Below are 24024 nucleotides of genomic sequence, written 5' to 3'. Positions count from 1 at the left end.
TGCTGGGGTCGCCCCGACTGCTCAAAACCAAACACGAATGCCTGCGACGATGCTTCGGGCTGTCGCATCCTCGCCTGACGCGCGGGCGAAACGTGCGGTGTCGCCAACTTTCCGATCCCATGACACGCCGACATAGGGAGCGAACTCGCGCCGAATTTCGTAGCGGAGCCGTAATCCCAGCTCGGCATTGGAAAGGCCCGATCCGATGCGGTTCTCCGGCACGTCCTGGGCGGCGAAATTAAGCTCGGCACGCGGCTGTAGGATCAACCGCTGCGTGACGCGCTGGTCGTAATAGCCCTCAAGTCGGCCTAGCAGGTCGCCCTTGTTGGACAGGAACGCCGCACCGGAAAACTCGAACTGGCCCGGTGCCAGCCCCTCGAAGCCGACTGTTGCATAAGTACGCTTGGGAGACGGCCCCAAGTCCTGACGGACGCCGACCTGTAGATTGAAATAGGGGCCGATCGCGCGGCTGTAGAGTGCCTGCACCTCGGCGCTATCGACGCCCTTGCCGAGACTGCCTTCGCCTTCAGTCTTGACGAACAGGCGGTTGATGTCGCCGCCATACCAAGCCTCGCCGTCCCAACGATAGCCGTCGCGGCCATTCCGGAACTGATATTCCGCCAGATTGAACATCATCTGGTAGAAGTTGCCGCCCCCGTGATGCTGTTGAAGATGGTGACGCCCCATCATCATTGCGTCCGCGCCATAGACGTGATCGGCCGCATGATCGGTCGGGACGGGCGGGGGTGGCGCGTTCCCGGCAGGCAACGCCGTTCCGGTCTGCGCCATCCCTTCCATCGCCATGCCAGGCATGGTGTGGCCCGCATGGGCGTCGCCGGGCATCTGCATTCCCGGCATCGACTGCTCGCCCTTGGCGGGCTGCGGGCCTTGGGCGGGCATGGTCATCCCCGGCATCGTCGAATGGTCCATGCCGGGCATGGTCGAGTGATCCATTCCCTGCATCGCGCCGTGGTCCATGCCTTCCATCGGCGCGGGCTTCGGGGGAACCGCTTTCGCGCGCGTCATACGGGTCGGCTGCTTGCGCTTCACGGCGGGTTTGGTTGCCGGTTTCCTGGCCGCTGGCTTTTTCGCAGCCGGCATCGACATGCCAGGCATGTTCATCCCTTGCATCGAATGGTCCTGCGCCAGGGCGGGCGCGGCGAAGCAGACTACGGCTGTCGCGGCAAAAATGGTGGACGCGCGCATCATGCCGCCCCTCCCTCAATAGGCCGGACGGTCACAACACGCATCATCCCCGCCAGCATGTGGTAGAGATTGTGGCAGTGGAATGCCCAATCGCCGGGCGCGTCGGCCGTCAGGTCGAAAGTCACCTTGCCGCCCGGCGCGACGTTGACGGTGTGCTTCCTCGGCGCATGGTCGCCGTGACCCGTCACCAACTCGAAGAAGTGGCCGTGAAGGTGGATCGGGTGGGGCATCATCGTGTCGTTGATGAGGTTCACCCGCACCCGCTCGCCGTTGCGGAACGGGATCGGCTCGGCGGGGTCGCTGAGCTTTACCCCGTCGAACGACCACATATAGCGCTCCATACTGCCGGTCAGGTGAATGTCGAGCGACCGGCTCGGCGCGCGCACGTCCGGGTTAGGCGTCAGCGACACAAGGTCACGATAGGTGAGAACCCGGTGGTCGGCTTCTTCCAGGCCCTGCGGCCGCTCGCCGGTGCGATCGGTCGGCATGGGCGATATGGTCTGCACGCCCGGCCCCATCTCGACGCCGGGCGCATTCTTCGGGTCGCGCATGGACATATCCATCCCGCCCATCCCGCCCTGGCCCGACATGCCGCTCATCGGACTATGGTCCATCCCGGCCATGCCGCCTGCGGCCATCTGACCGTGGTCCATTCCAGCCATGCCGGGCATCGGATTCTCGCTGCTCCCAGACATGCTGGTCATGCCCGCGCCGCTCGTGGGCGAGCTGATCGATGCTCCGGCCGCGGCGCTCCATCCGGTCGCTTGGGCGAGCTTTGCCGATGCGTTCTGTTCGGCCGTGGGATCGGCACCGCGCGTCGCGGACGGTCGCGCCATGCCCTTCATCCCAGCCATGTCGCCCATCCCCATGTCCTTCATGGTGACGACGGGACGGTTACGAAGCGGGGGAACAGGTGCACTCATGCCGACGCGAGGCGCGAGCGTCGCGCGCCCAAGGCCCGATCGATCCATCGCCTCACTGACGAGTGTGTAGGCCCGGTCGCCGGGGATCACAATCGCGTCATAGGTTTCTGCGACGGCGATCTGGAACTCGTCGGTCTCGACCGGTCGCACATTCAACCCGTCTGCCTGAACGATCGTCATGGGCAATCCAGGAATGCGGACGTTGAAGGTCGTTTGCGCTGACGCGTTGACGAAGCGCAGCCGCACCCGCTCGCCAGGGGTGAACAGCCCGGTCCAGTTGTCGCGAGGACCATAGCCGTTGATGACGTAGGTGTAGGTCGATCCGGTCACGTCGGAGTTGTCGGTCGGGTCCATTCGCATCCGGCCCCATTGCAGCCGCTCTTTCAGCGGCTGATCGCGGCCGGCGACAAGTCCCGCCAGGGTCTGCTTCTGGTAGTTGAAATAATCGGCCCGCTGCTTGAGCTTCCGGAAGATCTCGTCGCCGTGCATCGGGCTGTGATCCGCCAACACGATCACATGTTCGCGGTCGAACGCGACCGGATCGGGGCCGGCCGGATCGATCACGATCGGACCATAAAGCCCCTCCTGCTCCTGCGCACCGGAATGGCTGTGATACCAGTAGGTGCCGGCCTGCTTGACCGGAAAATCGTAGATGAAGGTCGAGCGCGGCGCGATGCCGGGAAAGCTGATCCCCGGCACGCCGTCCATCGGGAACGGGACCAGCAGCCCGTGCCAATGAATCGAACTGTCTACGTCGAGCTTGTTGGATACCGCAAGCCGGACGTTCTGCCCCTCCTTCAACCGGATGAGCGGGGCGGGCACGGTGCCGTTGACGCCGATCGCGGGCGTTCGCTTGCCGTCGATAATCAGTGGCAAGCGATCGATGGTCAGTGCGATTTCGGTGCCGCTCACGGTGGGAAGCGGCTTCACGATTCCGCCCGACACGGGCTGCGCCCATGCCGGCATAGAGGCAGAAAAGGCGAGGCCGCTTCCCGCGACCGCAGCTCCGCGTAAAAGCTGGCGACGATCTAGAACGCGCGACATGAAGACTCCTGGAATGGGCCGATAGCAGCCCCGTATCCTTCCTCTACGCGGCCCCGCGCTCTACCCCTTGGCTCCGCTCCATTTTTTCGAGTAGACGCGCACGTGCCCGGTAGAGGCGAGTCTCAACCGCCTTCTCGCTGATCGATAGCACGCCGGCGGTCTCCACCTGGCTAAGCCCCTCGATCGTGCGGAGCACCAGCGCTTCCTTCAAGTTCATTGGCAAGGTCGAGATGGCACGCGTTACCCGGTCCAGCTCCTGCCTATCGGCCGCGGCATCGTCGATCGCCACCTGGTCGTCTACGACGGCTTCGACCTGACCGTCGATTGGCATGGCGAACGCCAGGAAGCGCCGCACTTTGCGCTTTCTCGCCCAATCGCGGCACTTGTTGATGGCAATGGTGGAAAGCCAAGCCTTCATCGACCGCTCACCGTCGTAGCGAGGAAGCGCCTGATGTGCCGCGACGAACGTCTCCTGCACGATATCAAGGGCTTCATCGGGGTCGCCGATACAAGCGCGTGCGAGCCGGAAAACCTGCTGACGATGGCGGTGCATGATTTCCACGAACGCGGCCTGCCGGCCCGCGATGCTGAGCGCCGCCAGCTCGCCATCGGTCAGCGCCGCCCAATCGAGACTCACTGCTGATCGTTGGTGAGCGCCTTCACCACCGCCTGATCGAACGCGGCGGTCTGATTGGGCTGCAAGAGCTGACGCATGGCGAAGATATGGGCCAGCGTCGCCTTCTGTAATTCGCCCATTGCGGCGTGGCTCTGATCGACTGCGGCGGTGACACGCGGGCCGTTGCCATGCTCGGCCTCGATCGCCTCGGCGAGTCGGGCGTTGTCGGCGCGCAATTGCAGCTCAAGCGCTCGCCGCTGCACCGCGAACCGCTGCTCCAATACCGTCAAACGCGTTTGCTGGTTCGCGTCGAGCGCCATGCGGTGATGCAACAGCTGGTGCAGCTCGGTTCCCGGCTGTTTGGGCGCGGGCAACAGCGCGCGCCCGACAAAGACCCCGCTGATCGCCGCTGCGAAGGCGAGCACGATGCAGAGGAATAGGCGCGCCGTCGAACTCACGGGGTCCCGATCAGCAAGGTCGAGGGCGCGAGCGAGGAGCTGCCGCCAAGAGGGCCTAGCGTTGCTGCCCGTCCTGGGGTCGCGGGCATTCCTGCACCTACGACGCCAATTGCCAGCGCCGCGATCGTTGTCACGACGCCGATCCCGAACCCGGCCTTGGCTACGGTCGGCCGCGCGCCGATCCGCGCGAGCACTCTTGCTTCGAGGCCGTCGAGCGCGGCCGGGGCGGGTACCCCCGCTAGCCTCGCCAATGCTCTGTCCAGGTCGTCCATACTGTCCACTCCCACCCCTCTACCATCGATTACGCGGCGCTGCCCATCATCCCTCACTTGAAGTTGGGGCGAGGGATCAGCGGCCGGGCTGCGTAGGAACGTGGGAACACCAAGGAGTAACCGTTATGCGTCGCGTCGCTATCACCGCTGCACTTTCGCTCGTCTGCTTGGCGAGCGCGGCTCAAGCACATCCCAAGCTCCTGTCCGCAACGCCAGCGCCGAATGCCATTGTCGCCATGCCCGGCCGGATCGATCTGCATTTCAGCGAGAAGCTGATGCCGAACTTCTCGGGCGCGGACCTGATGATGACGGCGCATGACGGTAAATCCCATCCGCCAATAAAGGTCGCGGGCATCGCGGCGGTCGGCACGGACGGCCGCACGCTCATGGTTACGCCGAAGGGGCCGCTCGCCACGGGCAGTTATAGCGTCGCGTGGCACGTCGTCTCGGTCGATACGCACCGGGTCGCGGGAAACTATGCTTTTGCGGTGAAATAAGGTGGATGCCGACTGGCCGATCATGGTCCGCTTCGCGCTCTATGGGGTGCTGAGCGGGCTGTTCGGCCTGTCGGCATTCAGTCTTTACGCTCTGCGCGCCGGCGAGCGCGGGAAAACGCTCGCGCTCAAGCCCTGGCTGGCCGGGAGCGCGGTCCTTGGCCTGCTACTTTCGGCCGTCGCGCTTGTGCTACTCGCCGCCTCAATGGCGGGCACGCCTCCTTGGCCGATCGACCGCGACGCGATCGGTGTGCTGCTCTCCGGGTCCGCGACGGGCACGGCATGGGAAGCGCGCATGGCTGCGCTGGTCGTGGCGGCGGTGGTTGCCCTGGTCGCGGCTGGGCGTGCTTTCCGCCTCGGCCTGGTCGCGCTCGCCTCGGGTATCGCGCTCGCGACGCTCGCATGGACCGGGCACGGCGCGATGGACGAAGGCCCGATCGGCTGGGTACACCTCGTCGCCGATATTCTCCACCTTCTCGCGGCCGGGGTATGGGTGGGTGCGCTGCTGGGGCTCGTCCTGCTGGTCACGCGCCCGCCCGCCCAAGTCGATCGGCCTCATCTCATGCTGACGCACCGCGCCCTGCACGGGTTCGGGACGATGGGAATGATCGTGGTGGGGACGATCGTCGTCACCGGCCTCGTCAACGCCTGGTTGCTCGTCGGACCTGGCAATGTCCTGACCCTCGGCGGGACACCCTACGGTCGCCTGCTGATCGCAAAGCTGGTCCTGTTCGCCCTCATGCTGGGCCTTGCCTCCCTCAACCGCTTCCGGCTTACGCCGGCACTCGCGCGGTCCATTGCCCGCAACGATCACCGCGGCGCGCTCGGCACGTTACGCGCCAGCCTGGCGGTCGAAACTGCCTGCATCATCCTGATCCTGGGACTGGTAGCGTGGCTGGGCACCCTCGCACCCCCCGCCTCGGCCATGTAAGGCCGCGATGATCGCCGTCTGGCCCGCATATTCGAGGGTAAGCCGCGCCTGCCGCGTAGCATATAGTGCGACCCTATCGCGAATAGCCGACAACGGGCCTTGACCCTGACATGGTGTTAGACCCTACATACCCTCGGGTCGAAGGAGTTTTACCCCATGAACGACCCTCATTCCCATTCCCATGCCGGGGGTTGCGGCTGCTCGGCAAAGCCAGCGGCGGAACTGGCTGTTTCGCCCTCGTCCTGCTGCTCGGGCGCGCCAGTGACGGCCGATCAAACCGGCAAAACAGGCGGCTGCTGCTCCGGCGGCAAAGCCACTGATAGTGCGGCTACAGTCACGGACCCGGTGTGCGGGATGACAGTCGATCCGGCGAAAATGGCGCATCACGCCGACCACGCCGGCCAAACTTATCATTTTTGCAGCGCGGGGTGCCGAACCAAGTTCGTCGTCAATCCTGACGCCTATCTCGGCGACAAGCCGAAGCCTGAGCCAACGGCAACGCCGGGTGCGATCTGGACATGCCCCATGCACCCGCAAATCCGTCAGGAAGGGCCGGGAACGTGCCCGATCTGCGGCATGGCGCTCGAACCGGAAGAACCGTCGCTCGATGACGGACCTAACCCTGAGCTGGTCGATTTCACGCGCCGGCTTTGGGTGGCGAGCGTGCTCGCCGTGCCGCTGCTGGCGATCTCGATGGTCGCCGAAATGCTCGGCGTCCATGTCGTCAGTCCTGCCGCATCGCCTTGGGTACAGCTCGCGCTCACCGCGCCGATCGTGCTGTGGGCGGGCTTACCGTTTTTCCAGCGGGGATGGACTTCGCTTCGCACCCGCCATCTCAATATGTTCACGCTGATCTCGATCGGGGTCGGTGCCGCCTTCCTCTACAGCTTGGTCGCGACGGTCGCGCCCGGCATCTTCCCCCCGACCTTCCGAATGCACGGGGGCGTGGTCCCGGTCTATTACGAAGCGGCCGGGGTGGTGGTGGCGCTGGTGCTGCTCGGACAAGTTCTCGAACTGCGAGCGAGGGCAGCGACGGGGCGCGCAATACGTGCCCTCATGGATCTTGCCCCCAAGACGGCGCGTCGGGTACGATCGGACGGCTCCGAGGAGGAAGTCAGCCTGGCTGACGTGGCAACCGGCGATCGGCTGCGCGTTCGCCCCGGCGATGCGATCCCGGTTGACGGCGTGGTGGTCGAGGGCCGCTCCTCGGTCGATGAATCCATGCTCACCGGCGAACCCGCACCCGTCCTCAAGGAAGTCGAGGCGACCGTCACCGGGGGCACGGTCAACGGCACAGGAAGCCTGGTCGTGGAAGCCCGAGCGGTCGGCTCTGATACGATGCTCGCCCGCATCGTCCGCATGGTCGCTGATGCGCAGCGCAGCCGTGCTCCAATCCAGGCGGTCGCCGATCGGGTGTCGGGTTGGTTCGTACCGCTGGTCGTGCTGATTTCGATTACAACCTTCGTGGTGTGGTCGCTGGTCGGCCCGGAACCGCGCATGGCCCATGCGCTGCTCAATGCCATTGCCGTCCTAGTTATCGCCTGCCCCTGCGCGCTGGGTCTCGCTACCCCCATGTCGATCATGGTGGGGACGGGCCGTGGCGCTCAGGCCGGCGTGCTGGTCAAGAATGCCGAAGCCCTACAGGGGCTAGAAAAAGTCGATACGCTGGTCATCGACAAAACGGGCACGCTCACGGAAGGCAAGCCGTCGCTGATCGCGGTCGAGACGGTCGGCGCGGTCGGGGAAAACGACATGCTCGCCCTCGCTGCCGCGGTTGAAGGGCAATCCGAACACCCGCTCGCTCATGCGATCGTCGTCGCCGCCAAGGAACGGGAACTGCAGCTCGGGACGGTCGCCGATTTCGCCTCGCAAACCGGCCTGGGTGTCAGCGCCACGGTGGGCGGCCGCTCGGTCGTGATCGGGAACGCCGCGCAAATGAGCCGGGTCGGCGCTGATCCCAAGCCACTCGATGCAGCGGCCGATCGCCATCGTAGCGACGGCGCAGGTGTCATCCTGGTGGCGATCGACGGCGCTCTTGCCGGCCTGCTCGCGGTCGCCGATCCGGTTCGCGCCAATGCCGGGGAAGCAATCGCCACGCTTCGCCAACAGGGGCTCCGCGTCATCATGCTGACTGGTGACAACCAAACGACCGCCGATGCAGTCGCGCGCGCCGTCGGCGGACTCGACGACGTTCGCGCCGGTCTGCTCCCGGAAGACAAGGCGCGCATCATCGGCGAGCTGAAAGCGTCCGGTGCCAAGGTCGCGATGGCGGGCGACGGCATCAACGATGCCCCCGCGCTGGCGGCTGCGGACGTGGGCCTTGCAATGGGCACGGGAACGGACGTGGCGATTGAAAGCGCCGGTATGACGCTCACGCGCGGCGATCTTTCGGCGATCGTGCGAGCGCGCAAGCTCGCCCGTGCGACTATGCGGAATATCCGGCAGAACCTGTTCTTCTCGTTCCTGTTCAACGGCATCGGCGTGCCGGTCGCGGCCGGGGTGCTCTACCCCGTGGCGGGCATTCTGCTCTCGCCGATGCTGGCCGGCGCGGCGATGGCGCTCTCGTCCTTTACCGTCGTCCTCAACGCGCTACGGCTCAACGCGGTAAAGCTATGAACATTGGGGCGGCATCGGATGCCAGTGGTGTCTCGCAACGGATGATCCGCTATTATGAAAAGATTGGCCTCGTGCCCCCGCCAGTTCGACGCGGTAGCTACCGGGACTATGCCGACGCTGATGTTCATCGCCTTCGGTTTATCGCCAATGCCCGCGATCTCGGGTTTCCTATCGAGGAAATCCGCACGCTGCTGGGACTCTGGTCGGATCGTGATCGGTCGAGCGCGGAAGTGAAAGCGCTAGCTGAGGCGCGTGCTGCCGAGCTGGGCCGAAAGGTTTGTGCTTTGGAGATCATGCGCAGGGCTCTCACTGAGCTTGCTCATTCATGTCATGGTGATGATCGTCCCGACTGCCCCATTATCGATCGCTTGGCAAAATAGTTGGCATGAACAAATCTTACCTGTCCTTTTGGTGCTTATCGTACAGCGACGCGCAAAGGGATCGCGGGTCACAACCGAACGGTTGCCTTAGCGCGCGCAACTCGCGGTGCTTGTAAGCCGCCAAACAGCTCGTGCTATCTCGGCGCCTTCTTGGGATGGCAGGGTCCGCACGATGACACGTGGTCTGCCTGTTGCGGCAGGAAGCATTTGAACACCTGCCCAACCAAGGTCATTGCAAATCGTAGAGCGGACGACGGCATCATTCTCACCGATACCGCCCGTGAAGACGATCATATCCGCGCCGCCCAGCGACGCCATCATCGCGGCAATCTGCTTGGCGACCGAGCGACAGAAAATCTCTATTGCCAAGGCTGCGTCGGCATCGGTCGCGGCTACGGCGTGTAGCTTGCGCACGTCGCGCGATAGTCCTGAGATCCCGAGCAACCCCGAGCGTCGGTCTACGATATCCTCAATGTCGGCCGCGTCCATGCCCCGTTCGCGCATGAGGTACAGCAGTAGCCCCGGATCGAGATCGCCAGCACGCGATGCCATGACGATCCCGCCAGACGGCGTTAGGCCCATGCTGGTGTCGACAGACTTGGCATCGCGAACTGCGGTTATGCTGGCCCCGCTCCCGAGATGGGCGATGATAAGCCGTTCTGGCAGGTCCGACCCTAGCTGGCTGACGATAGATTGGCAGGAGAGGCCATGGAAACCGTATCGACGCACCCCGTCTGCGCGGAATGCCTTCGGGATAGGCAGAACCGCTGCCACTTGGGGAAGATCCGCGTGGAAGCCCGTGTCGAAACAGGCGATCTGCGGCACGTTCGGATAACGCGCCTGTGCCGCGCGGATGAGCGACAACGCAGCCGGGCCATGCAGCGGCGCAAATGTCGTTGCCCGCTCTAGCTGCATCAGGACGCTCGCGTCGATTTTGACAGGGTCGAACAGGTCCGACCCACCATGGACGATGCGGTGTCCGATCGCCGCGGGCCTCGCCCCGTCCAGGGCTGCATCGATCCGGTCGAACATATCGGCCGGCTGTGCACCCTCCACGTCGCCTGCCATGCGTTCTTCGACCCCGTCGGGTCCGGCCTCATAGAAGCCGAACTTGAGTGAGGAAGATCCCTCGTTAAGCGTCAGGATGTCGTTCCCGCCCGTGCCTCCCCTCGCGCTCATCGGCGCCATTGCCAGTCGCGGATTTCAGGGAGATCGTCGCCCTCTTCATAGACGTGCAGTTTGTGCCGCTCGATTAGAGCCCAGTAGCGGGCCGTCTCGTCCGCCACTCGGTCGCTCAACCGGGGTATCCGCTCTATCGCGTCGAGCGCCAGCCGGTAGCGGTCGAGTTCGTTAAGCACGACCATGTCGAACGGCGTCGTCGTCGTTCCTTCGTCCTTATATCCGCGGACGTGGATATTGTGATGGTTGGTGCGACGGTAGGTCAACTTGTGGATCAGCGCGGGGTAGCCGTGAAAGGCGAAGATCACCGGCTTGTCGGTCGTGAACAGCGCGTCGAACGCGCGCTCGTCAAGCCCGTGCGGATGCTCCGACTGCGGCTGGAGCGCCATCAGATCGACAACGTTGACCACGCGAATGCGAATGTCGGGCACATAGTCGCGGAGCAGCATCACCGCCGCCATCGTCTCTAGCGTTGGCACATCGCCCGCACAGGCCATCACCACATCCGGTTCGCCACCATCGGTGATGCTGTCGCTCGCCCATTCCCAAATCCCGGCGCCAGCGGTGCAGTGATGCACCGCATCATCGATGTTCAGCCAATTTGCCTCAGGCTGCTTGCCGGCGACGATTACGTTCACATAATTGCGGCTGCGCAGGCAGTGATCTGCCACCGACAACAGGCAGTTGGCGTCAGGTGGCAGGTAGATCCGTACCACGTCCGCCTTCTTGCTGGCGACATGATCCAGGAATCCGGGGTCCTGGTGCGAAAGGCCATTATGGTCCTGCCGCCAGACATGCGAGGTCAGGAGATAATTGAGCGACGCGATCGGCTTGCGCCACGGGATAGCGCGCGTAACCTTCAGCCACTTCGCATGCTGATTGAACATCGAATCCACGATGTGCACGAACGCCTCGTAGCACGAGAACAGCCCATGGCGGCCAGTGAGCAGATAGCCCTCTAGCCAGCCCTGGCAGAGATGTTCGCTCAGCACCTCCATCACGCGCCCATCGCAGCTGAGATCGGTGTCGTTTGCCTCTGTCTCCGCCATCCACGCTTTGCCCGTGACTTCATAAACCGCTTGCAAGCGGTTCGATGCGGTCTCGTCGGGGCCGAACAGCCGAAAATTGGCAGCGCCGGCGTTGAGCGCGATGACATCGCGCAAATAGCCTCCAAGCGCTGCGGTTGCGGCGGCTCTCACTTCGCCGGGCCTCGACTGTGGAATCGCGTACGTGCGGAAATCGGGCAGCGACAACGGCTTCATCAGTTCCCCGCCGTTAGCGTGGGGGTTCGATCCCATGCGGCGGTGGCCGGTCGGAGCAAGCGTGGCGTATTCGTCGCGAAACTTGCCTGCTTCGTCGAACAGTTCGTCGGGGCGGTAGCTCCGCATCCACTCTTCGAGCTGGCGAAGATGCTCGGGATCCTTGAAGTCTGCGATCGGCACCTGGTGCGCACGCCATGTGCCCTCGACGGGTTTGCCGTCGACAATCTTCGGCCCAGTCCATCCCTTTGGCGTTTTCAACACGATCATCGGCCAACGCGGCCGTTCGCCGGTCGCGTCACTCGAACGCGCTTCCGCCTGGATTGTCTCGATCCGGTCGAGCACGGTGTCGAGGGTGGCGGCAAGCAGTTGATGTACTTCAGCGGGGTCGCCACCCTCGACGAAGTGAGGCTCATAGCCATAGCCGCACATCAGTTCGCTCAGCTCGTCGCGACCGATCCGCGCCAGCACGGTTGGGTTGGCGATCTTGAAGCCGTTGAGATGCAGGACCGGCAGCACTGCGCCGTCGCGCGCTGGGTTCAGGAACTTGTTACTGTGCCAGCTCGCCGCCAGCGCGCCAGTCTCCGCCTCGCCATCTCCGACCACGCAGGCGACGATCAGCTCGGGATTGTCGAACACTGCGCCAAAAGCATGGGCGAGCGAATAACCTAGCTCGCCACCTTCGTGGATCGATCCCGGCGTCTCCGGCGCGACATGGCTAGGGACGCCGCCCGGCCAGGAGAACTGACGGAAGAGCCGGTCCATTCCGCCTCGGCTCCGCTCGATCGCGGGATAGCGTTCGGTGTAGGAGCCTTCGAGATAGGTGTTTGCGACTAGTCCCGGCCCGCCATGTCCGGGGCCGATGATCGCGATCATGTCGAGCTCACGCTCGACGATGACCCGATTGAGGTGGACGTAGAGCATATTCAACCCCGGCGTCGTACCCCAATGTCCGAGCAACCGAGCCTTTACATGCGCGATCGATAACGGCTCATCGAGCAGCGGATTGCTGCGCAAATAGATCTGTCCAACTGACAGATAGTTGGCTGCCCGCCAATATGCATCCATCCGCCGGAGTATGTCCTTGGACAGTGGGCGATCCTTTACCGTCGTGGGGCCCATTTGCAGAGGGAAGGTCGGCCGGGCGTGATGCACCGTTCGTCATAGCGATTATCCTCTGCGCATGTTTTGCGCGACCATACCTCTAGCAGTAATGACGATAAAATGCTGCGTTCTGACGTGATCCCAACCTTCTAAATGATCGCACTAGCCAATTTTGCGGGCGTATCGGGTCATAAACCGATTAATTGATGTGGGGGACGCGCCTCTTGGGGGTGGTTCCGGCAGAGGGCGGGATGACACGCTAACACGCTAAGCGTGTTTGCAATGTCCCAATTGAACCTGCCTGACATTCTATTGAGGAAAGCCCGCATTTTGGCCTCCGTACATTATTCGGACACAGATTCACGGTTGGCGGCAAGTACCTGAATTACAGGCGCTACTTTCAAAAACGCTCGGTTCTGGAGGTAGCAAAGTAATGACGGAAATGTGCGGATTTCGACCTTTCATAAACCGATTGCGTAGGCAAACCGTACGGCAACTGCTTTCTGGAAGCCTACCGAAATCTGTGTCCTCATAATGTACAGGGGCCTCACCCGCCTCGTCTCCGAGGATGCGCGGGACCAGGTACGCGCACTTGCCAGCACCGAAGCCTACGCTCGTTCGCGACAGCGACGAAAGCGCATTGAGCGCGTGTTCGGCCACCTCAAGCGCAATCTCAATCTCAGATCCTTGAAGCTCAGAGGCCTCAAAGGTGCGGCCGAGGAGTTCACCATGGCGGCAGCGGCCTACAACCTCCAACTGCTCGCCACCCGCGCAGCGCCAGCCTGATCGAGCAGCTCAATCACCAATTCCTCGTCGCCTCACGAACCCATAAAGATTCTGCGCCATTCCGATCGACGACTTTTTCAACAGCCTCGAACGGTTGTGACACTCTGGGCCATGAACGATCGGCTAACAAGCAAACGGCAGCGATACCCGTTCAAATCGGGCAAACTGTCAGAGTCGAATATCCAGTGCTCAACCGCCAGAAACCTTGACCAAGACGCGGGACAGTTCTCCGATTGAGTAGGGCTTGCGGAGCAGTTCAAATCCGTGTGCTCCGTTTTGTGCCAACACATCACTGAAGCCGCTGGTCAGGATAACGGGCAGCTGTGGGTATAGGCGCTTGATCTGCTTCCCCATCTCGATCCCGGACATGCCCGGCATCATTACGTCGGTGAAAACGACATCATAGCCGCCGTCGCTCTCCGCCAATTCGGTAAGTGCTTTCTCCGCATTGATCGCGAGAGCTGTTTTGTAACCCAGTTCGCCAAGCGCCGCGGTCGCGAACTCGCCGACTTCAGGATTATCTTCCACCACGAGGATGCAAGCACCTTTTCCAATTGCAGACCCCATGACCGTAGTGTCGTGCCCGCCATTTTTGTCAGGTGTATCCGCAAGCGGTAGATACATGGTGAAAGTCGAACCCACCCCCTCGACGCTCGCCACATGAATGTCGCCGCCGGACTGTTTAGCAAAGCCGAATACCTGGCTGAGGCCGAGCCCAGTGCCTTCCCCGACACCCTTAGTTGTGAAAAATGGCTCGAAAATCCGGCCTAGTTTCTCTGCCGCTATGCCGGAACCGGTATCAGTGAGCGCGACGGTCACAAACGCCCCCTCCACGCAAGAATGCGAGCGGATAGCGGGCATGCCAACGACGGTATCGACCTTGATCTTCAGATCGCCTTCGCCGTCCATCGCGTCTCGGGCGTTGACAGCCATGTTGACGATCGCCGTATCGAATTGGCTGCGGTCTGCATTCACGAAACAAGGGTCCGCCCGCAGCTCCAATACTATTTTTTATCCGCGATCCGGTCAGCGTTCCCAACATATCGCGAACCGCGCGCAGGCTATCTACCGCGTCAAAGATCTCGGGCTTGAGAGCTTGCCGACGAGAGAAAGCCAGTAGTTGGTTCGTCAGTTTCGTAGCGCGGCCGGCAGTGTCTGCGATAGCATCGATGTATTTTTTGCGCCGATCTTCCGGTAGATCTGGCCGACGAAGCATATCCGCTGATCCGAGAATGACGGTCAGCAAATTATTGAAGTCGTGCGCAACGCCGCCGGTCAGCTGTCCGACCGCCTCCATTTTCTGCGACTGACGAAGCTGGTCTTCCGCCTTCAGACGTTCGCCTACAGCCTCGGCGACACGCAGTTCGAGAGTATCGTTCAGCGTCTTGATCAGGTCTGACTTTTCACTTAGCGCCAGATGCGCCACGCGCGCGGCGGTATTGTCGAATTGCGAAGCAAAGAAATATACCAGCTCGCTACGGTCATTAAATACCGGCGATACAAGCAACCGGCTCCAGAATACCGTTTTCTCTTTCGTGTAGTTTGCTAACTCAATTTCGATGGGCGTGAGTTGGGTTATCGCTTCCCTGATCTTGGCAATGCTTGCCGGATCGGTATCCGGACCTTGAAGAAAGCGGCAGTTGCGGCCTAGAATCTCGCTGCGCTGGTAGCCTGTCAGCTTGCTGAAGGCATCATTCACGAACACGATCGGATTGTCGGGTTGGTTCGGGTCCGTAATAATCATCGGCATGCGGGTCGCGCGCATCGCAGCGGCAAACGGATCCGAGCTCAGCTCCGTCCGGTCGATCTCCGCCTCTATGCGGTCATGCTCATTCTCAGCTTGCATCGACCAGGATTAGACGCCCAACCGGTTGCGGTGCAAACGTAAACCTACTCCCCGATGATCGTATTAGGATCAAAGTTCCTCATTTGCGTCATACCTACTGTTTCTCCTCTGACCCTATCCTGATCGTGCAGCGTACTGGGTCGCCCGCCTTGGTCGCGGCCTTCCTGCACCCGTCGATGGTCTTCTCATTTCCTTGAACGATGTTCCAGCCATCGACCATCGCGTTCCAGTTCTTCGGGGAATCTGCGATCAGCATACGCCGCCCCGCCTCCCACATGGGTAAGCTCAGCGTCCGCGCCGCCATACGCTCGGGCCATTGCCAACTCGCCGGGGCAATCTCCCGCGCGACGAGGCCGGGCAGGATCGTCCATGCGAGGATGCCGATCGCCATCCCGCCCAGCCCGAACCATAGCTGCCGGTTCTTCTGGTCCGCCCGAGTCCATGCGGACCCGGCGATGGCGCGAAGCTCGGTCATGACACGGGCCTTGTCCTCGCCCGCCTTGGCGAGCGCCGCCTGATCCTCACGGCGGGCGACGTTGCCCGCTGCTGCGATCCGCTGCGCCATCTGCTCGGGCGTGATCGCCAGCGCCGGACTCCGCGCGATCACGTCGTTGATGACTGCGATCCGGTCGGCTGTGGCTTCCACGCCTTGCTGCATCTGCCCCAGCGTCTCGGTATAGTCCGGCGCGTCGATATGCGCCCGTTCGGCCGCCAAGCCCTCCACGGCACGGCGTAGCAACGCCAGTTCGCGATCCTGGCCCTCAATCACGGCACGCAACCGGTCGAATGCCTCGGCCGGATCGTCGCCCTCTGGAATATCCTCGTCCATCGTCACCTACCGGCTCATGCCACGATCACGGTCGCGGCTAGGCTGAATCGACTGCGCCAGTTCCTGCCCGATCGACCGGCCCCGCTCCATGCTCAACGCCAGCTCGGGGGCGCGACGCTGCAATACGGACTCGAGCTGCGGGTCGCGGCGCAACCCGCCCGCCATGCTCTCCATGCGCTTGCCAAGCCTCTCCGCACCCGCACGATCGCCGACACGCTCCATGCTGGCGCGTGCGTCCTTCATGCCCTGCCACTGCTCCACGAACCGGCCCGCGCGCTTCTCCGGGTCGATGCGGACCTGGCGTTCCGTCTCCATCGCCTTGGCCGCACCGCCCGTGTTGCCCTCAGCCGCGTCGCGCGCGAGCCGGGGGTTGCGCTCGATCGCGCTGGCAAGGTCACGCGCGGCGTGGGGCCGGGTCTGATCGAGCGCGTCGCCAGCCTTCGCCAGCGCCTGCTCCTGGTGCGCCAGCACGGGCAACCCCTTCTCGCGCATCCTGTGCATATCGGCTGCGGCACGCCCATAGCGTTCGATCGCGCGGGCCTGCGAGGGTGCGAGCGGCCGATCGGCCGCGAAGCGCTCCGGCGACGTCGCTTTCTCAGGTGCCGGCTTCGGCCGGAAGCCATCGAACATGCCCTTGGCCTTGTCGCGCACCTTCTCGACCACCTTGCGCGCGAGTTCCGGGAACCGGATCTCGCGCCGATCGGCGAACGCGCGGGCCTGGGCCTGCTCCGGCCGCGCATAGTCGCCGGCCATGTCCTTGCCCCGGTCGCGCGACAGGGCGCGGACAAGCTGGCGCTGATCGGCGAAGTCGTCGCGGCCGTAATGGATCTGCACGCCGTCGCGGTGCCGCGACATGCCGACATAGGCGCTGTGGCGGTCCATCCCCGGCGTTGCCAGCACGTGGGCGCGATCGACCGTCACGCCCTGCGATTTGTGGAACGTCGCCGCATAGCCATGATCGACATGGGCATAGTCCTTGGTGTCGAACGCGACGCTGCGCCCATCATCGAGGCGCACCGCCATCCCCTCGGGCGATACCCGCTCGATCGTCGCGAGCGTCCCGTTCTTAACCCCCATGCCTCGCTCGTTGCGAAGGAACATGATGCGGTCGCCGGTCGCGAACTGCCGCTCGCCGCGCTCGGCCTTCACCGCCACGTCGTCGCCAAGGTCGCCGCTCGCCCGCAAGCGGCCCCGCGCCTCCTCGTTGAGCTCGCGGACCTCGGCATTGGTGTGGGTCAGGATGATCCGGCTCTTGTCCGGATCGGCCCGGCGCGCATGATCCCAGCCATCGACAAGCTTCCCCCGCGCCTGGTCGCGCGTGTCCGCCGCATGGACCATGCCGGCCTTGTCATAGGCATGAACCGCCTCGCCGGTAGGTCCAGTCGCCAGCGCGCGCGTGGCGTCGCGCTGCCAGTCCTCGCGCTGCCGGCGTATCTCGGTGATCTCGGCCGCGCCGTGGCGCTCGGTGATCGACCGGAACGCAGCGCCCGCCTCGATCGCCTGCAACTGCTCGGGGTCGCCGACCAATACCACCTTGGCCCCGGCATCGCGGGCCTGGGACAGCACGCGCTCCATCTGACGCGAGCCGATCATGCCCGCCTCGTCCACGACAAGCACGTCCCTGGGGCCTAGCTGCTCGCGCCCCTGCCCCCATGCGTGTTCAAGGCTGGCGATGGTGCGGGACTGGATGCCGGACCCACCCTCAAGGTTCTCGGCCGCGATGCCCGACAAGGCCGCGCCGCGAACTGTGTAGCCGGCATCCTCCCATGCCTCGCGGGCGACGCCTAGCATCGCCGACTTGCCGCTGCCGGCATAGCCGACGATGGACGCCAGCCCGTCGCGCTCGGTGATCCTGCCGAGCGCGTCCCGCTGCTCGGTCGAGAGGGTAAGCCCCCTACCCTCGGCTGCCTCCAATGCGCGATAGACGTGGGTGCCGGCGACAAAGTGCCGATCGGCCCCGGCAAGCTCATCGCTGGCGCGCTCAAGCCGGTTCTCCACCGCGATCATGGCACGGGACGTAAACCGCTCCTGGTCGCGCCCGTCTTTGCCCAACGCAACCAGCTCGGGGCTGGCACGCACTGCCCCCATCACCTGGTCGAACTGCTCCTTGCCGTCGCTGTGCCGAAACGCGAACGTCGCAAGGTCGCGAATAGTGAATGTGGCTTGGCTGCGGGTGATGGCGTCCAATGCGATATCGGGATTGGCGATGATCCTCTCGCCGTTCTCCCGTGCAATGCGCGCGTGATCCTCGATCCGCTCGGCTTCCAGCCCCTGCTCCGGTCGGCGCGATGCGGCCGGACCGATCTTGTGCTGCGGCTCCAGCTCGATCCCCTGCGCTTCGTAGCTGCGATGGTCGATCCGGCCCTCCAGCCCCAGCTCGGTCATGCGCTCGTTGACGTGCGCGCTCCACGCCTCGCGCCAGTCCTTCAACAGCTCGGTGCTATTCCAGTCCCGGTTCTTCTTCCCGAACCCCTCCGGCCCCACGTCGCGCATCGCCAGCATGACATGCGCGTGCGGCTTCGGGCTTCCGTCCTTCGCACGATCCCAATGCACGTTCAGGTCCGCGACCATCCCGCGATCGACAAACTGCGTCTGCACGAAGTCGCGGGCGAGGCTAACGCCCTGCTTCTCGTTCAACTCGCGCGGAATCGAGAACTCCACCTCGCGGGCAAGCTGCGCGTCCTTGCGCTTCTCGCCTGCCTCCACCTCGTTCCACAAGGTCGAGCGATCGTTTAAACGCTCCGCCGCACCCTCGGGCAACATCACCTCGGAGTGGATCACTCCCGCCTTGTTGCTGAAATTGTGATCGCGCCCTAGCCGCTCGTCGTGCAGCTCGGACGCCAAACGATAGGCGGCGCTCGCCACGGCGCTCGATCCGTTCGCGCGGCTGATGACCTTTGCGGAAAAATGGTAGATCGCCATGACGCCCTGCTTATTGCATTTCTGAGCGCACGTCGGCAACGACGTATAAGCGCGCACTCACAATCCGCTTCGCTTCTCGTGACTGATTTGGTGCTGCTTCTAGATCGTTCCAGCTTTACCCCTCTGCCGAGACCGCTAAGATGCTGCTGATCGACACGCGGAAGGGTGAAGGCGATGCGAAAGGTTCGCGATTACGATGCCGAGCTGAAGGCACTAGGTGACAAGGCCCGTGCGCTCAAGGCGAAGCGGGTCGAACAGCTCGGCCAGCTCGTTGCCGCGACTGGCGCCGATGCGTTTGATGCGGAAACCCTCGCTGGCGTGCTGCTCGATGCGATCGGATCAAAAGATACTGCGGCAAAGGAGGCATGGCGCGTGAAGGGTGCGGCCTTCTTTCAGCGACGTGGGCGCAAAGGTGGCGGCGCTGCTGCAATCGACGGATCGGGCACTTCGGCTGAACCGGGCGGCAACGCTACGGGCGGAAGCGGCGGAACGTCGAACGGATAGCAGGGGCTGGGTCGTGCAACGCCGCGAACGAACACGCCACCTGATTGAGCTGGGCGGGCTGGTCCAGAAAGCCGGCCTAGTCGAGCTGACCGACGACGATCGCGCCACGCTCTACGGCGCGCTGCTCGATCTCGCCGGGCGTGGGCGAGGCGATGATGCCGGCGACGTGCTGGCGCTGTGGAAGCGGCGCGGCAAGCGGGCGTTCGATGCGGAAGCGGAAGGGAGCGAAGCGCAATGAGCGATTTCGATATCGAGGCGATCCGCGCGGAAGTCCGGGTAATGGATTACGTGCGCGGCACGCCCGGCGACGTTGCCGAGTGGCGCGTGGCTTACGAGGATTCGCGCCACAACCACGTCATCGAAAACATGACCCCGACGCGCAACGAGGACGCGTTTTTCGACATGATGCTGGATGAGGGGGTGGCCCCTCCCCTCGTGTCGCAAATCTTGCTCCGATTGCTCGATCATCCCGACGCCGATCGCACCTTGCCGGTGACGCCTTTGGCCAGCGCGGGCGTCGAAAGCCGGTAGCATGGGCCTCGGTCGCGCCACCCGTAATCTCGCCCGCACCGCCCGCGCCAATCCGATGTGGGCACTGCTGGGCGTCCTGCTCGCTCCTTTCCGGTTCGCCCGTCACATCATCGGCGTGGTTTTGTTCGCGCTCGCGGTGTTCCTCGGATTGTTCGCACTGCTGTGGCTCGCGATCTGGTATTTCCAGATCGATAAGAACGGCGCGGTCGCTCAGCTCGGCATGATCGGCATCAGCTCCGCCGTGCTGCTGGTCATGATCTGGTTGTTCGTCCTCCCGCTGATTCGCCGGTTCGATTATGACGATCGCGCCGATACGCACGGCTCGGCCCGCTTCGCCACCGCCGGGGAAGCCCAAGCCCTGAACGACGATCACGGCCTGCTGATCGGCCGCGACGTGAAAACCGGTAAGCCGATGCGCTATGCCGGCCCTGCGCACCTGCTGACGATCGCGCCGACACGCACCGGCAAGGGTGTCGGCACGATCATCCCCAACCTGCTGGAATATCCGTTCGCGGTCGTCTGCATCGACCCCAAAGGCGAGAACGCCCGTATCGCCGCGCGCCATCGTGGGCGTTTTGGCGCGGTCCATATCCTCGATCCGTTCGGTGTCACCGGCCTCGCCTCGGCTGCGTTCAACCCGCTCGATCGCATCGACCCGCATGGCCTCGATCTTGCCGACGATTGCATGACGCTCGCCGACGCGCTGGTTCACGACGCGCCCGGCGAAGCCGGCGACGCGCATTGGAACGAGGAAGCCAAGGCGCTGATCGCCGGTATCCTGCTCCTCATCGTTGCCACCGAACCGCCCGCGACGCGGACCTTGGAAACGCTGCGCGACCGGCTGACGCTCGCTCCGGCCGCACTGGCGGCGCAGCTCGCCGCGATGCAGGCGCAAGGTGGCTTGGTCGCGCGCGCCGCCAATCGTCAGCTCGGCAAATCCGACCGCGAAGCGGCCGGCGTACTGTCGGCCGCGCAGCGCCATACTCACTTCCTCGATTCTCCGCGCATGACGGCGGTCCTGGGAAACTTGGATTTCACGTTCGCCGGGCTGAAGGATGCGCCCGCGACCGTGTTCCTGGTACTGCCGCCCGATCGGCTCGCCAGCTATGCGCGCTGGCTGCGGTTGATGGTCGCGCAAGCCCTGACAGAGCTGGCCCGCGCGCCGGGTCGCCCGCCCTGGCCGGTGCTGTTCCTGCTCGATGAGTTCGCGGCGCTAGGCCGTCTCGAACCGGTCGAACGCGCGATGGGATTGATGGCCGGTTACGGCGTCCAGCTTTGGCCGATCCTCCAGGTGTTCGGGGTCAACGATCAGGACAGCGCCAAGCTCGTCTCCGATCTGGCGGGGCAGGAAACCGTCGTGTTCGAGACCATGAGCCGCGCGATCGACGCGGAGGAAAGCGGCCTCTCCTACGGGCAGCAGCATGTCGGCCGCGCCCTGCTCACCCCGGATGAGGTCCGCACACTCCGCCCCGATCGCCAGCTCCTGTTCCTCGCCGGACAGCGCCCGATCGTCGCCGCCAGGCTGCGCTACTATGCCGATCGCGAGTTTACCGGGCGGTTCGATCCGGCGTGATTGATCCTCGAAAGCACGAACACCGCTGCGACGGCGAAAAGTGAGTTTTGGGGTAGCTCCTCACCGCTCCGGATGGAGCCGGGAAACGAAATAGCTAATTTAAACCCTGCTGGCGACATTTGCGGCGATCGGTATCTGTGACAGCTAAAAGCTCCTTTCCTGCCCTTACTACGTTCCTGGGCGGGCCTGGCGGGTAATCCCGACCCTCCCTTTCCCTATTTCTTTCCGCCTAGCCAGCGGCGCTTGCGCCGTTCCTTTGACGGCGTAGCCGGCACGTAGCAAATAGCGCATCGGCCAATAGGCCGATTCCGTTGTTATATCCTGACGTTGGTTATCCACAGGCTGGCCTACCCCAAAACTCACCCTTCCCAGTTCAGATTCTCTAATTCTTCTTATTCAAGATTCAGGGCGCTAAAAGGCGCGGATTTCTGCGGGAAAACGCTTCCAACGGTGAGCGTTGGGGTCGAGTCGCGTGAGTTTCGGGGTAGCGTGCGGTGAGCTTTGGGGCCGATAAAGGTGAGTGTTCGGGCCGGGTCCGGTGAGCTTCGGGGTAGCCGTTCAACAGGGTCGGGAGTGACGGTGAGTTTTGGGGTAGCCGTCTTACCGCTCCATCGGGGAGCCGGAACATTTGCCTAGCTCACTTTTCGTGGTTAAGGTGAGGCAGTAAGTCCCTCTTGCTCACCGTTGGTCAAGCCTATGTCGCAACCTGCCGTGGTCGATATGTCGTTCCGCACACTGGCCCAAAAGGGGCGCGGCAATCCTTTTGATCCCGCCAATTACGGGGAAATCGTCAAGCCCGGCGAGCTGGTCGATATTGTAGAGCTAAGTCCTCTTACCCTTGCCGATCGTCGTATCTACAACCTGCTGATTGCCAATGCCTGGGAGCGCATTGGCGAGCCGATCATCCATCGCATCGCGAAGTCGGGACTGAAAGGGACGCATCAGGGAAACGAGCGCGTGGAAAGCTCGCTGCTGCGTCTCATGGGGACCATCGCGATCGTCACGATCCGCAAGGACGGCAAGAGCTACAAGCGCCGTGTCCAGCTCCTCGGCCCGAGCGATGAGAGCCTCGAAAAGGACGGCTTCCTTCATTACCGCATCCCGGAAGAGCTGATCGAGATACTGCGGAACAGTCAGGTCTATGCCCGTCTCAAGACGCAGGTGATGTATTGCTTCGAGTCGAAATACGCCCTCTGTCTCTATGAGATGATCGAGCGGCGCATCGGCCTCGAATACAAGCAGAAAGAGGAGTTCACGATTGAGGAGCTGCGCGGCCTGCTCAACGTGCCTGATGGCAAACTCGAACGCTTTGCTGATCTGAACAAATACTGCCTCAAGGTCGCCGTTGAGGAAATCAACAAGCTCTGCCCCTTCTATGTCGATTTCACGCCGATCAAGAACGGGCGCAAGGTCGAACGGGTGGCGCTCCACTGGTTCCCGAAAACGTCCAGCGGCAAGCGCGACGCACAGAACCTGATCGACCAGCACAGCATCGTGCGACGCGCCAAGCTGCGTGGCGGGATTCCCGAATTCCCGGTGCTGGTGGATTTCAACACGCCCGCCGCGCAAAGGTGAGCCGCTACCCCAAAACTCACTTTTCGCTGATCCAAGTATAGTAGTATATGTGTATACTCCTATACGCCGCGCGCGACGCGGCCCTTGCCCTTCTTAACGAAAAGGTCGTCCAGCGCCTCACCTAGCAGGCTCTGCACCGTCGTTCCTTCCTCGGCCGCAAGGATGCGAAGCTGCGTGCTGACCTCGGGGGCAAAATGTCCGCCTATCAATTTGGTCCCCTGCCGCCCGGCCTGCGCCGGCTTGGGAATGGTTGGCGCAACGATCGGGGTGGGGGTCGCTGGCGTGTCCCCGCCGACCTTGGCGCGGTCGAGCATCGCCTGGAGCGTGTTGCCCTTCGCCATCACACCACCTCCACTTTGTCGTATAAACGTATAGCCGTATACTCGTATAGACGATTGATTTCTGCTGCGGCCGGGCCGTTCGGCTCGAACTCCTGCACCGCCTGGCCTGCGGCCTGCGCGCGGAAGAACGCCTTGCGGTTACCGATCGTCACGGGACAGACCGCCGCGCCCAGCTCCTCAACCGCTTTCATCGCATCTCCTGTCTCCTGTCCCTGGGGCGGGACGAATGTCAGCACGACGGCGAAGGCGCGATCGAGCTGCCGCACCACATCCAGCGTGTGCGTCATGCTCATCGTGTCGAACACCGCCGTCTTCGTCGGCACGAGGATGAAGTCGGCGTGCCGCGCAGCCTCGTAGGCAACATCGCGCGCGACGGCCGCGCCGTCGATCACCACAAGCTCCGTGCCGCCGTCGGCACAGGCTTTGAGCATCGCCGCGAGCCGCACCGGCTGGATTGAAGCGACGGCGGGCGTGTCGAGCTGGCGCACGTCTTTCCAGAACGAGGCTGTCGCCTGCGGGTCTAGGTCGATGATCGCGGTTTCCTTGCCTGCCTGCTCGGCCGCCACGGCAAGGCATGTCGCCAGCGTCGTTTTTCCGACGCCGCCTTTCTGCGACAGGATGGCGAGAACCTTCAT

20 protein-coding genes and 2 pseudogenes are annotated in these 24024 nt (G+C 63.4%); 10 read left to right on the top strand and 12 right to left on the bottom strand.

Annotation, left to right across the window (positions count from 1 at the left end):
- Positions 1-21: 21 nt before the first annotated feature.
- From HMP09_RS18120 to HMP09_RS18100, 5 genes are read right to left on the bottom strand one after another with little or no spacing between them, the layout of a single operon-like run.
- The gene (locus HMP09_RS18120; protein WP_176501894.1) at positions 22-1209 is read right to left on the bottom strand and encodes a copper resistance protein B; all 1188 of its coding nucleotides are present in this window, start codon (positions 1207-1209) and stop codon (positions 22-24) included.
- Entirely contained in the window at positions 1206-3173 is a 1968-nt protein-coding gene (locus HMP09_RS18115) for a copper resistance system multicopper oxidase (RefSeq protein ID WP_176501893.1), read from the bottom strand. The genes HMP09_RS18120 and HMP09_RS18115 overlap by 4 nt, the downstream gene beginning before the upstream one ends.
- 43 nt (positions 3174-3216) lie before the next feature.
- Complete coding sequence (locus HMP09_RS18110) at positions 3217-3810, bottom strand: RNA polymerase sigma factor (protein ID WP_176501892.1); 594 nt, start codon at positions 3808-3810, stop codon at positions 3217-3219.
- Positions 3807-4247 carry a periplasmic heavy metal sensor gene (locus tag HMP09_RS18105; RefSeq protein WP_176501891.1) on the bottom strand — a complete coding sequence of 147 codons (441 nt, stop codon included), beginning with the start codon at positions 4245-4247 and terminating at the stop codon, positions 3807-3809. Before HMP09_RS18105 ends, HMP09_RS18110 begins: the two co-directional genes overlap by 4 nt.
- The gene (locus HMP09_RS18100) at positions 4244-4519 is read right to left on the bottom strand and encodes a hypothetical protein (RefSeq protein WP_176501890.1); all 276 of its coding nucleotides are present in this window, start codon (positions 4517-4519) and stop codon (positions 4244-4246) included. The genes HMP09_RS18105 and HMP09_RS18100 overlap by 4 nt, the downstream gene beginning before the upstream one ends.
- Before the next feature lie 125 nt (positions 4520-4644).
- On the opposite strand from HMP09_RS18100, the gene copC reads away from it, so the two are divergent.
- The 4 genes from copC to cueR all read left to right on the top strand — a co-directional run bounded on the left by copC (position 4645) and on the right by cueR (position 8940).
- The gene (copC, locus tag HMP09_RS18095; RefSeq protein WP_176501889.1) at positions 4645-5016 is read left to right on the top strand and encodes a copper homeostasis periplasmic binding protein CopC; all 372 of its coding nucleotides are present in this window, start codon (positions 4645-4647) and stop codon (positions 5014-5016) included.
- A gap of 22 nt (positions 5017-5038) precedes the next feature.
- A complete protein-coding gene (copD, locus tag HMP09_RS18090; protein ID WP_176501914.1) occupies positions 5039-5944 on the top strand; it encodes a copper homeostasis membrane protein CopD in 906 nt (301 codons plus the stop codon).
- A 156-nt stretch (positions 5945-6100) separates the two neighbouring features.
- Complete coding sequence (locus HMP09_RS18085; RefSeq protein WP_443026473.1) at positions 6101-8560, top strand: heavy metal translocating P-type ATPase; 2460 nt, start codon at positions 6101-6103, stop codon at positions 8558-8560.
- Positions 8557-8940 (top strand): Cu(I)-responsive transcriptional regulator, encoded by a 384-nt coding sequence (gene cueR, locus HMP09_RS18080; RefSeq protein WP_176501888.1) that lies wholly within the window; start codon positions 8557-8559, stop codon positions 8938-8940. Before HMP09_RS18085 ends, cueR begins: the two co-directional genes overlap by 4 nt.
- A gap of 87 nt (positions 8941-9027) precedes the next feature.
- On the opposite strand, the gene HMP09_RS18075 is transcribed toward cueR, so the two are convergent.
- Both HMP09_RS18075 and HMP09_RS18070 read right to left on the bottom strand, forming a co-directional pair.
- Positions 9028-10128, bottom strand: a complete 1101-nt coding sequence (locus HMP09_RS18075; RefSeq protein WP_232090916.1) for an acetate/propionate family kinase — start codon at positions 10126-10128, stop codon at positions 9028-9030.
- The gene (locus tag HMP09_RS18070) at positions 10116-12500 is read right to left on the bottom strand and encodes a phosphoketolase family protein (RefSeq protein WP_176501887.1); all 2385 of its coding nucleotides are present in this window, start codon (positions 12498-12500) and stop codon (positions 10116-10118) included. The genes HMP09_RS18075 and HMP09_RS18070 overlap by 13 nt, the downstream gene beginning before the upstream one ends.
- A gap of 522 nt (positions 12501-13022) precedes the next feature.
- Between HMP09_RS18070 and HMP09_RS18065 the strand changes: the two are divergent.
- Positions 13023-13268, top strand: a pseudogene (locus HMP09_RS18065) (transposase); the annotation flags it as partial.
- A 189-nt stretch (positions 13269-13457) separates the two neighbouring features.
- On the opposite strand, the pseudogene HMP09_RS18715 reads toward HMP09_RS18065, so the two are convergent.
- From HMP09_RS18715 to traA, 3 genes and pseudogenes are all read right to left on the bottom strand, one after another.
- Positions 13458-15114 (bottom strand): annotated as a pseudogene (locus tag HMP09_RS18715) (PAS domain-containing protein).
- Positions 15115-15208: 94 nt separating this feature from the next.
- On the bottom strand, positions 15209-15943 hold the full coding sequence (locus HMP09_RS18055; protein ID WP_176501911.1) for a DUF6118 family protein: 735 nt from the start codon (positions 15941-15943) through the stop codon (positions 15209-15211).
- Positions 15944-15949: 6 nt separating this feature from the next.
- A complete protein-coding gene (gene traA, locus HMP09_RS18050; protein WP_176501886.1) occupies positions 15950-18865 on the bottom strand; it encodes a Ti-type conjugative transfer relaxase TraA in 2916 nt (971 codons plus the stop codon).
- A 174-nt stretch (positions 18866-19039) separates the two neighbouring features.
- Here traA and HMP09_RS18045 point away from each other — a divergent pair, with 174 nt between their 5' ends.
- The 5 genes from HMP09_RS18045 (at position 19040) to HMP09_RS18025 (ending at position 23048) form a co-directional block, all read left to right on the top strand.
- Complete coding sequence (locus HMP09_RS18045) at positions 19040-19369, top strand: conjugal transfer protein TraD (RefSeq protein WP_176501885.1); 330 nt, start codon at positions 19040-19042, stop codon at positions 19367-19369.
- 13 nt (positions 19370-19382) lie between these two features.
- Complete coding sequence (locus HMP09_RS18040; RefSeq protein WP_031393026.1) at positions 19383-19607, top strand: conjugal transfer protein TraD; 225 nt, start codon at positions 19383-19385, stop codon at positions 19605-19607.
- Positions 19604-19900, top strand: coding sequence for a hypothetical protein (locus HMP09_RS18035; protein WP_176501884.1), 297 nt, complete (start codon positions 19604-19606; stop codon positions 19898-19900). The genes HMP09_RS18040 and HMP09_RS18035 overlap by 4 nt, the downstream gene beginning before the upstream one ends.
- 1 nt (position 19901) lies before the next feature.
- Entirely contained in the window at positions 19902-21473 is a 1572-nt protein-coding gene (locus HMP09_RS18030) for a type IV secretory system conjugative DNA transfer family protein (protein ID WP_176501883.1), read from the top strand.
- Positions 21474-22169: 696 nt separating this feature from the next.
- Positions 22170-23048 (top strand): replication initiation protein, encoded by an 879-nt coding sequence (locus HMP09_RS18025; protein WP_176501882.1) that lies wholly within the window; start codon positions 22170-22172, stop codon positions 23046-23048.
- A gap of 59 nt (positions 23049-23107) precedes the next feature.
- On the opposite strand, the gene HMP09_RS18020 is transcribed toward HMP09_RS18025, so the two are convergent.
- Positions 23108-23389, bottom strand: a complete 282-nt coding sequence (locus HMP09_RS18020; RefSeq protein ID WP_232090913.1) for a ribbon-helix-helix domain-containing protein — start codon at positions 23387-23389, stop codon at positions 23108-23110.
- On the bottom strand, positions 23389-24024 hold the full coding sequence (locus HMP09_RS18015) for a nucleotide-binding protein (protein WP_176501881.1): 636 nt from the start codon (positions 24022-24024) through the stop codon (positions 23389-23391). Before HMP09_RS18015 ends, HMP09_RS18020 begins: the two co-directional genes overlap by 1 nt.

Source organism: Sphingomonas sp. HMP9 (assembly GCF_013374115.1).
Classification (GTDB): Bacteria; Pseudomonadota; Alphaproteobacteria; order Sphingomonadales; family Sphingomonadaceae; genus Sphingomonas.
This window is presented reverse-complemented; position numbering and strand designations above follow the sequence as displayed.

Bases quoted from the DNA above. Each gene is read 5' to 3' on its own strand.
- HMP09_RS18035 (WP_176501884.1), top strand. From the start codon at position 19,604: ATGAGCGATTTCGATATCGAGGCGATCCGCGCGGAAGTCCGGGTAATG.
- HMP09_RS18055 (WP_176501911.1), bottom strand. From the start codon at position 15,943: ATGGACGAGGATATTCCAGAGGGCGACGATCCGGCCGAGGCATTCGAC.
- HMP09_RS18120 (WP_176501894.1), bottom strand. From the start codon at position 1,209: ATGATGCGCGCGTCCACCATTTTTGCCGCGACAGCCGTAGTCTGCTTC.
- traA (WP_176501886.1), bottom strand. From the start codon at position 18,865: ATGGCGATCTACCATTTTTCCGCAAAGGTCATCAGCCGCGCGAACGGA.
- HMP09_RS18075 (WP_232090916.1), bottom strand. From the start codon at position 10,128: ATGGCGCCGATGAGCGCGAGGGGAGGCACGGGCGGGAACGACATCCTG.
- HMP09_RS18030 (WP_176501883.1), top strand. From the start codon at position 19,902: ATGGGCCTCGGTCGCGCCACCCGTAATCTCGCCCGCACCGCCCGCGCC.
- HMP09_RS18045 (WP_176501885.1), top strand. From the start codon at position 19,040: ATGCGAAAGGTTCGCGATTACGATGCCGAGCTGAAGGCACTAGGTGAC.
- HMP09_RS18020 (WP_232090913.1), bottom strand. From the start codon at position 23,389: ATGGCGAAGGGCAACACGCTCCAGGCGATGCTCGACCGCGCCAAGGTC.
- copC (WP_176501889.1), top strand. From the start codon at position 4,645: ATGCGTCGCGTCGCTATCACCGCTGCACTTTCGCTCGTCTGCTTGGCG.
- cueR (WP_176501888.1), top strand. From the start codon at position 8,557: ATGAACATTGGGGCGGCATCGGATGCCAGTGGTGTCTCGCAACGGATG.
- HMP09_RS18070 (WP_176501887.1), bottom strand. From the start codon at position 12,500: ATGGGCCCCACGACGGTAAAGGATCGCCCACTGTCCAAGGACATACTC.
- copD (WP_176501914.1), top strand. From the start codon at position 5,039: ATGGTCCGCTTCGCGCTCTATGGGGTGCTGAGCGGGCTGTTCGGCCTG.
- HMP09_RS18025 (WP_176501882.1), top strand. From the start codon at position 22,170: ATGTCGCAACCTGCCGTGGTCGATATGTCGTTCCGCACACTGGCCCAA.
- HMP09_RS18100 (WP_176501890.1), bottom strand. From the start codon at position 4,519: ATGGACGACCTGGACAGAGCATTGGCGAGGCTAGCGGGGGTACCCGCC.
- HMP09_RS18085 (WP_443026473.1), top strand. From the start codon at position 6,101: ATGAACGACCCTCATTCCCATTCCCATGCCGGGGGTTGCGGCTGCTCG.
- HMP09_RS18115 (WP_176501893.1), bottom strand. From the start codon at position 3,173: ATGTCGCGCGTTCTAGATCGTCGCCAGCTTTTACGCGGAGCTGCGGTC.
- HMP09_RS18015 (WP_176501881.1), bottom strand. From the start codon at position 24,024: ATGAAGGTTCTCGCCATCCTGTCGCAGAAAGGCGGCGTCGGAAAAACG.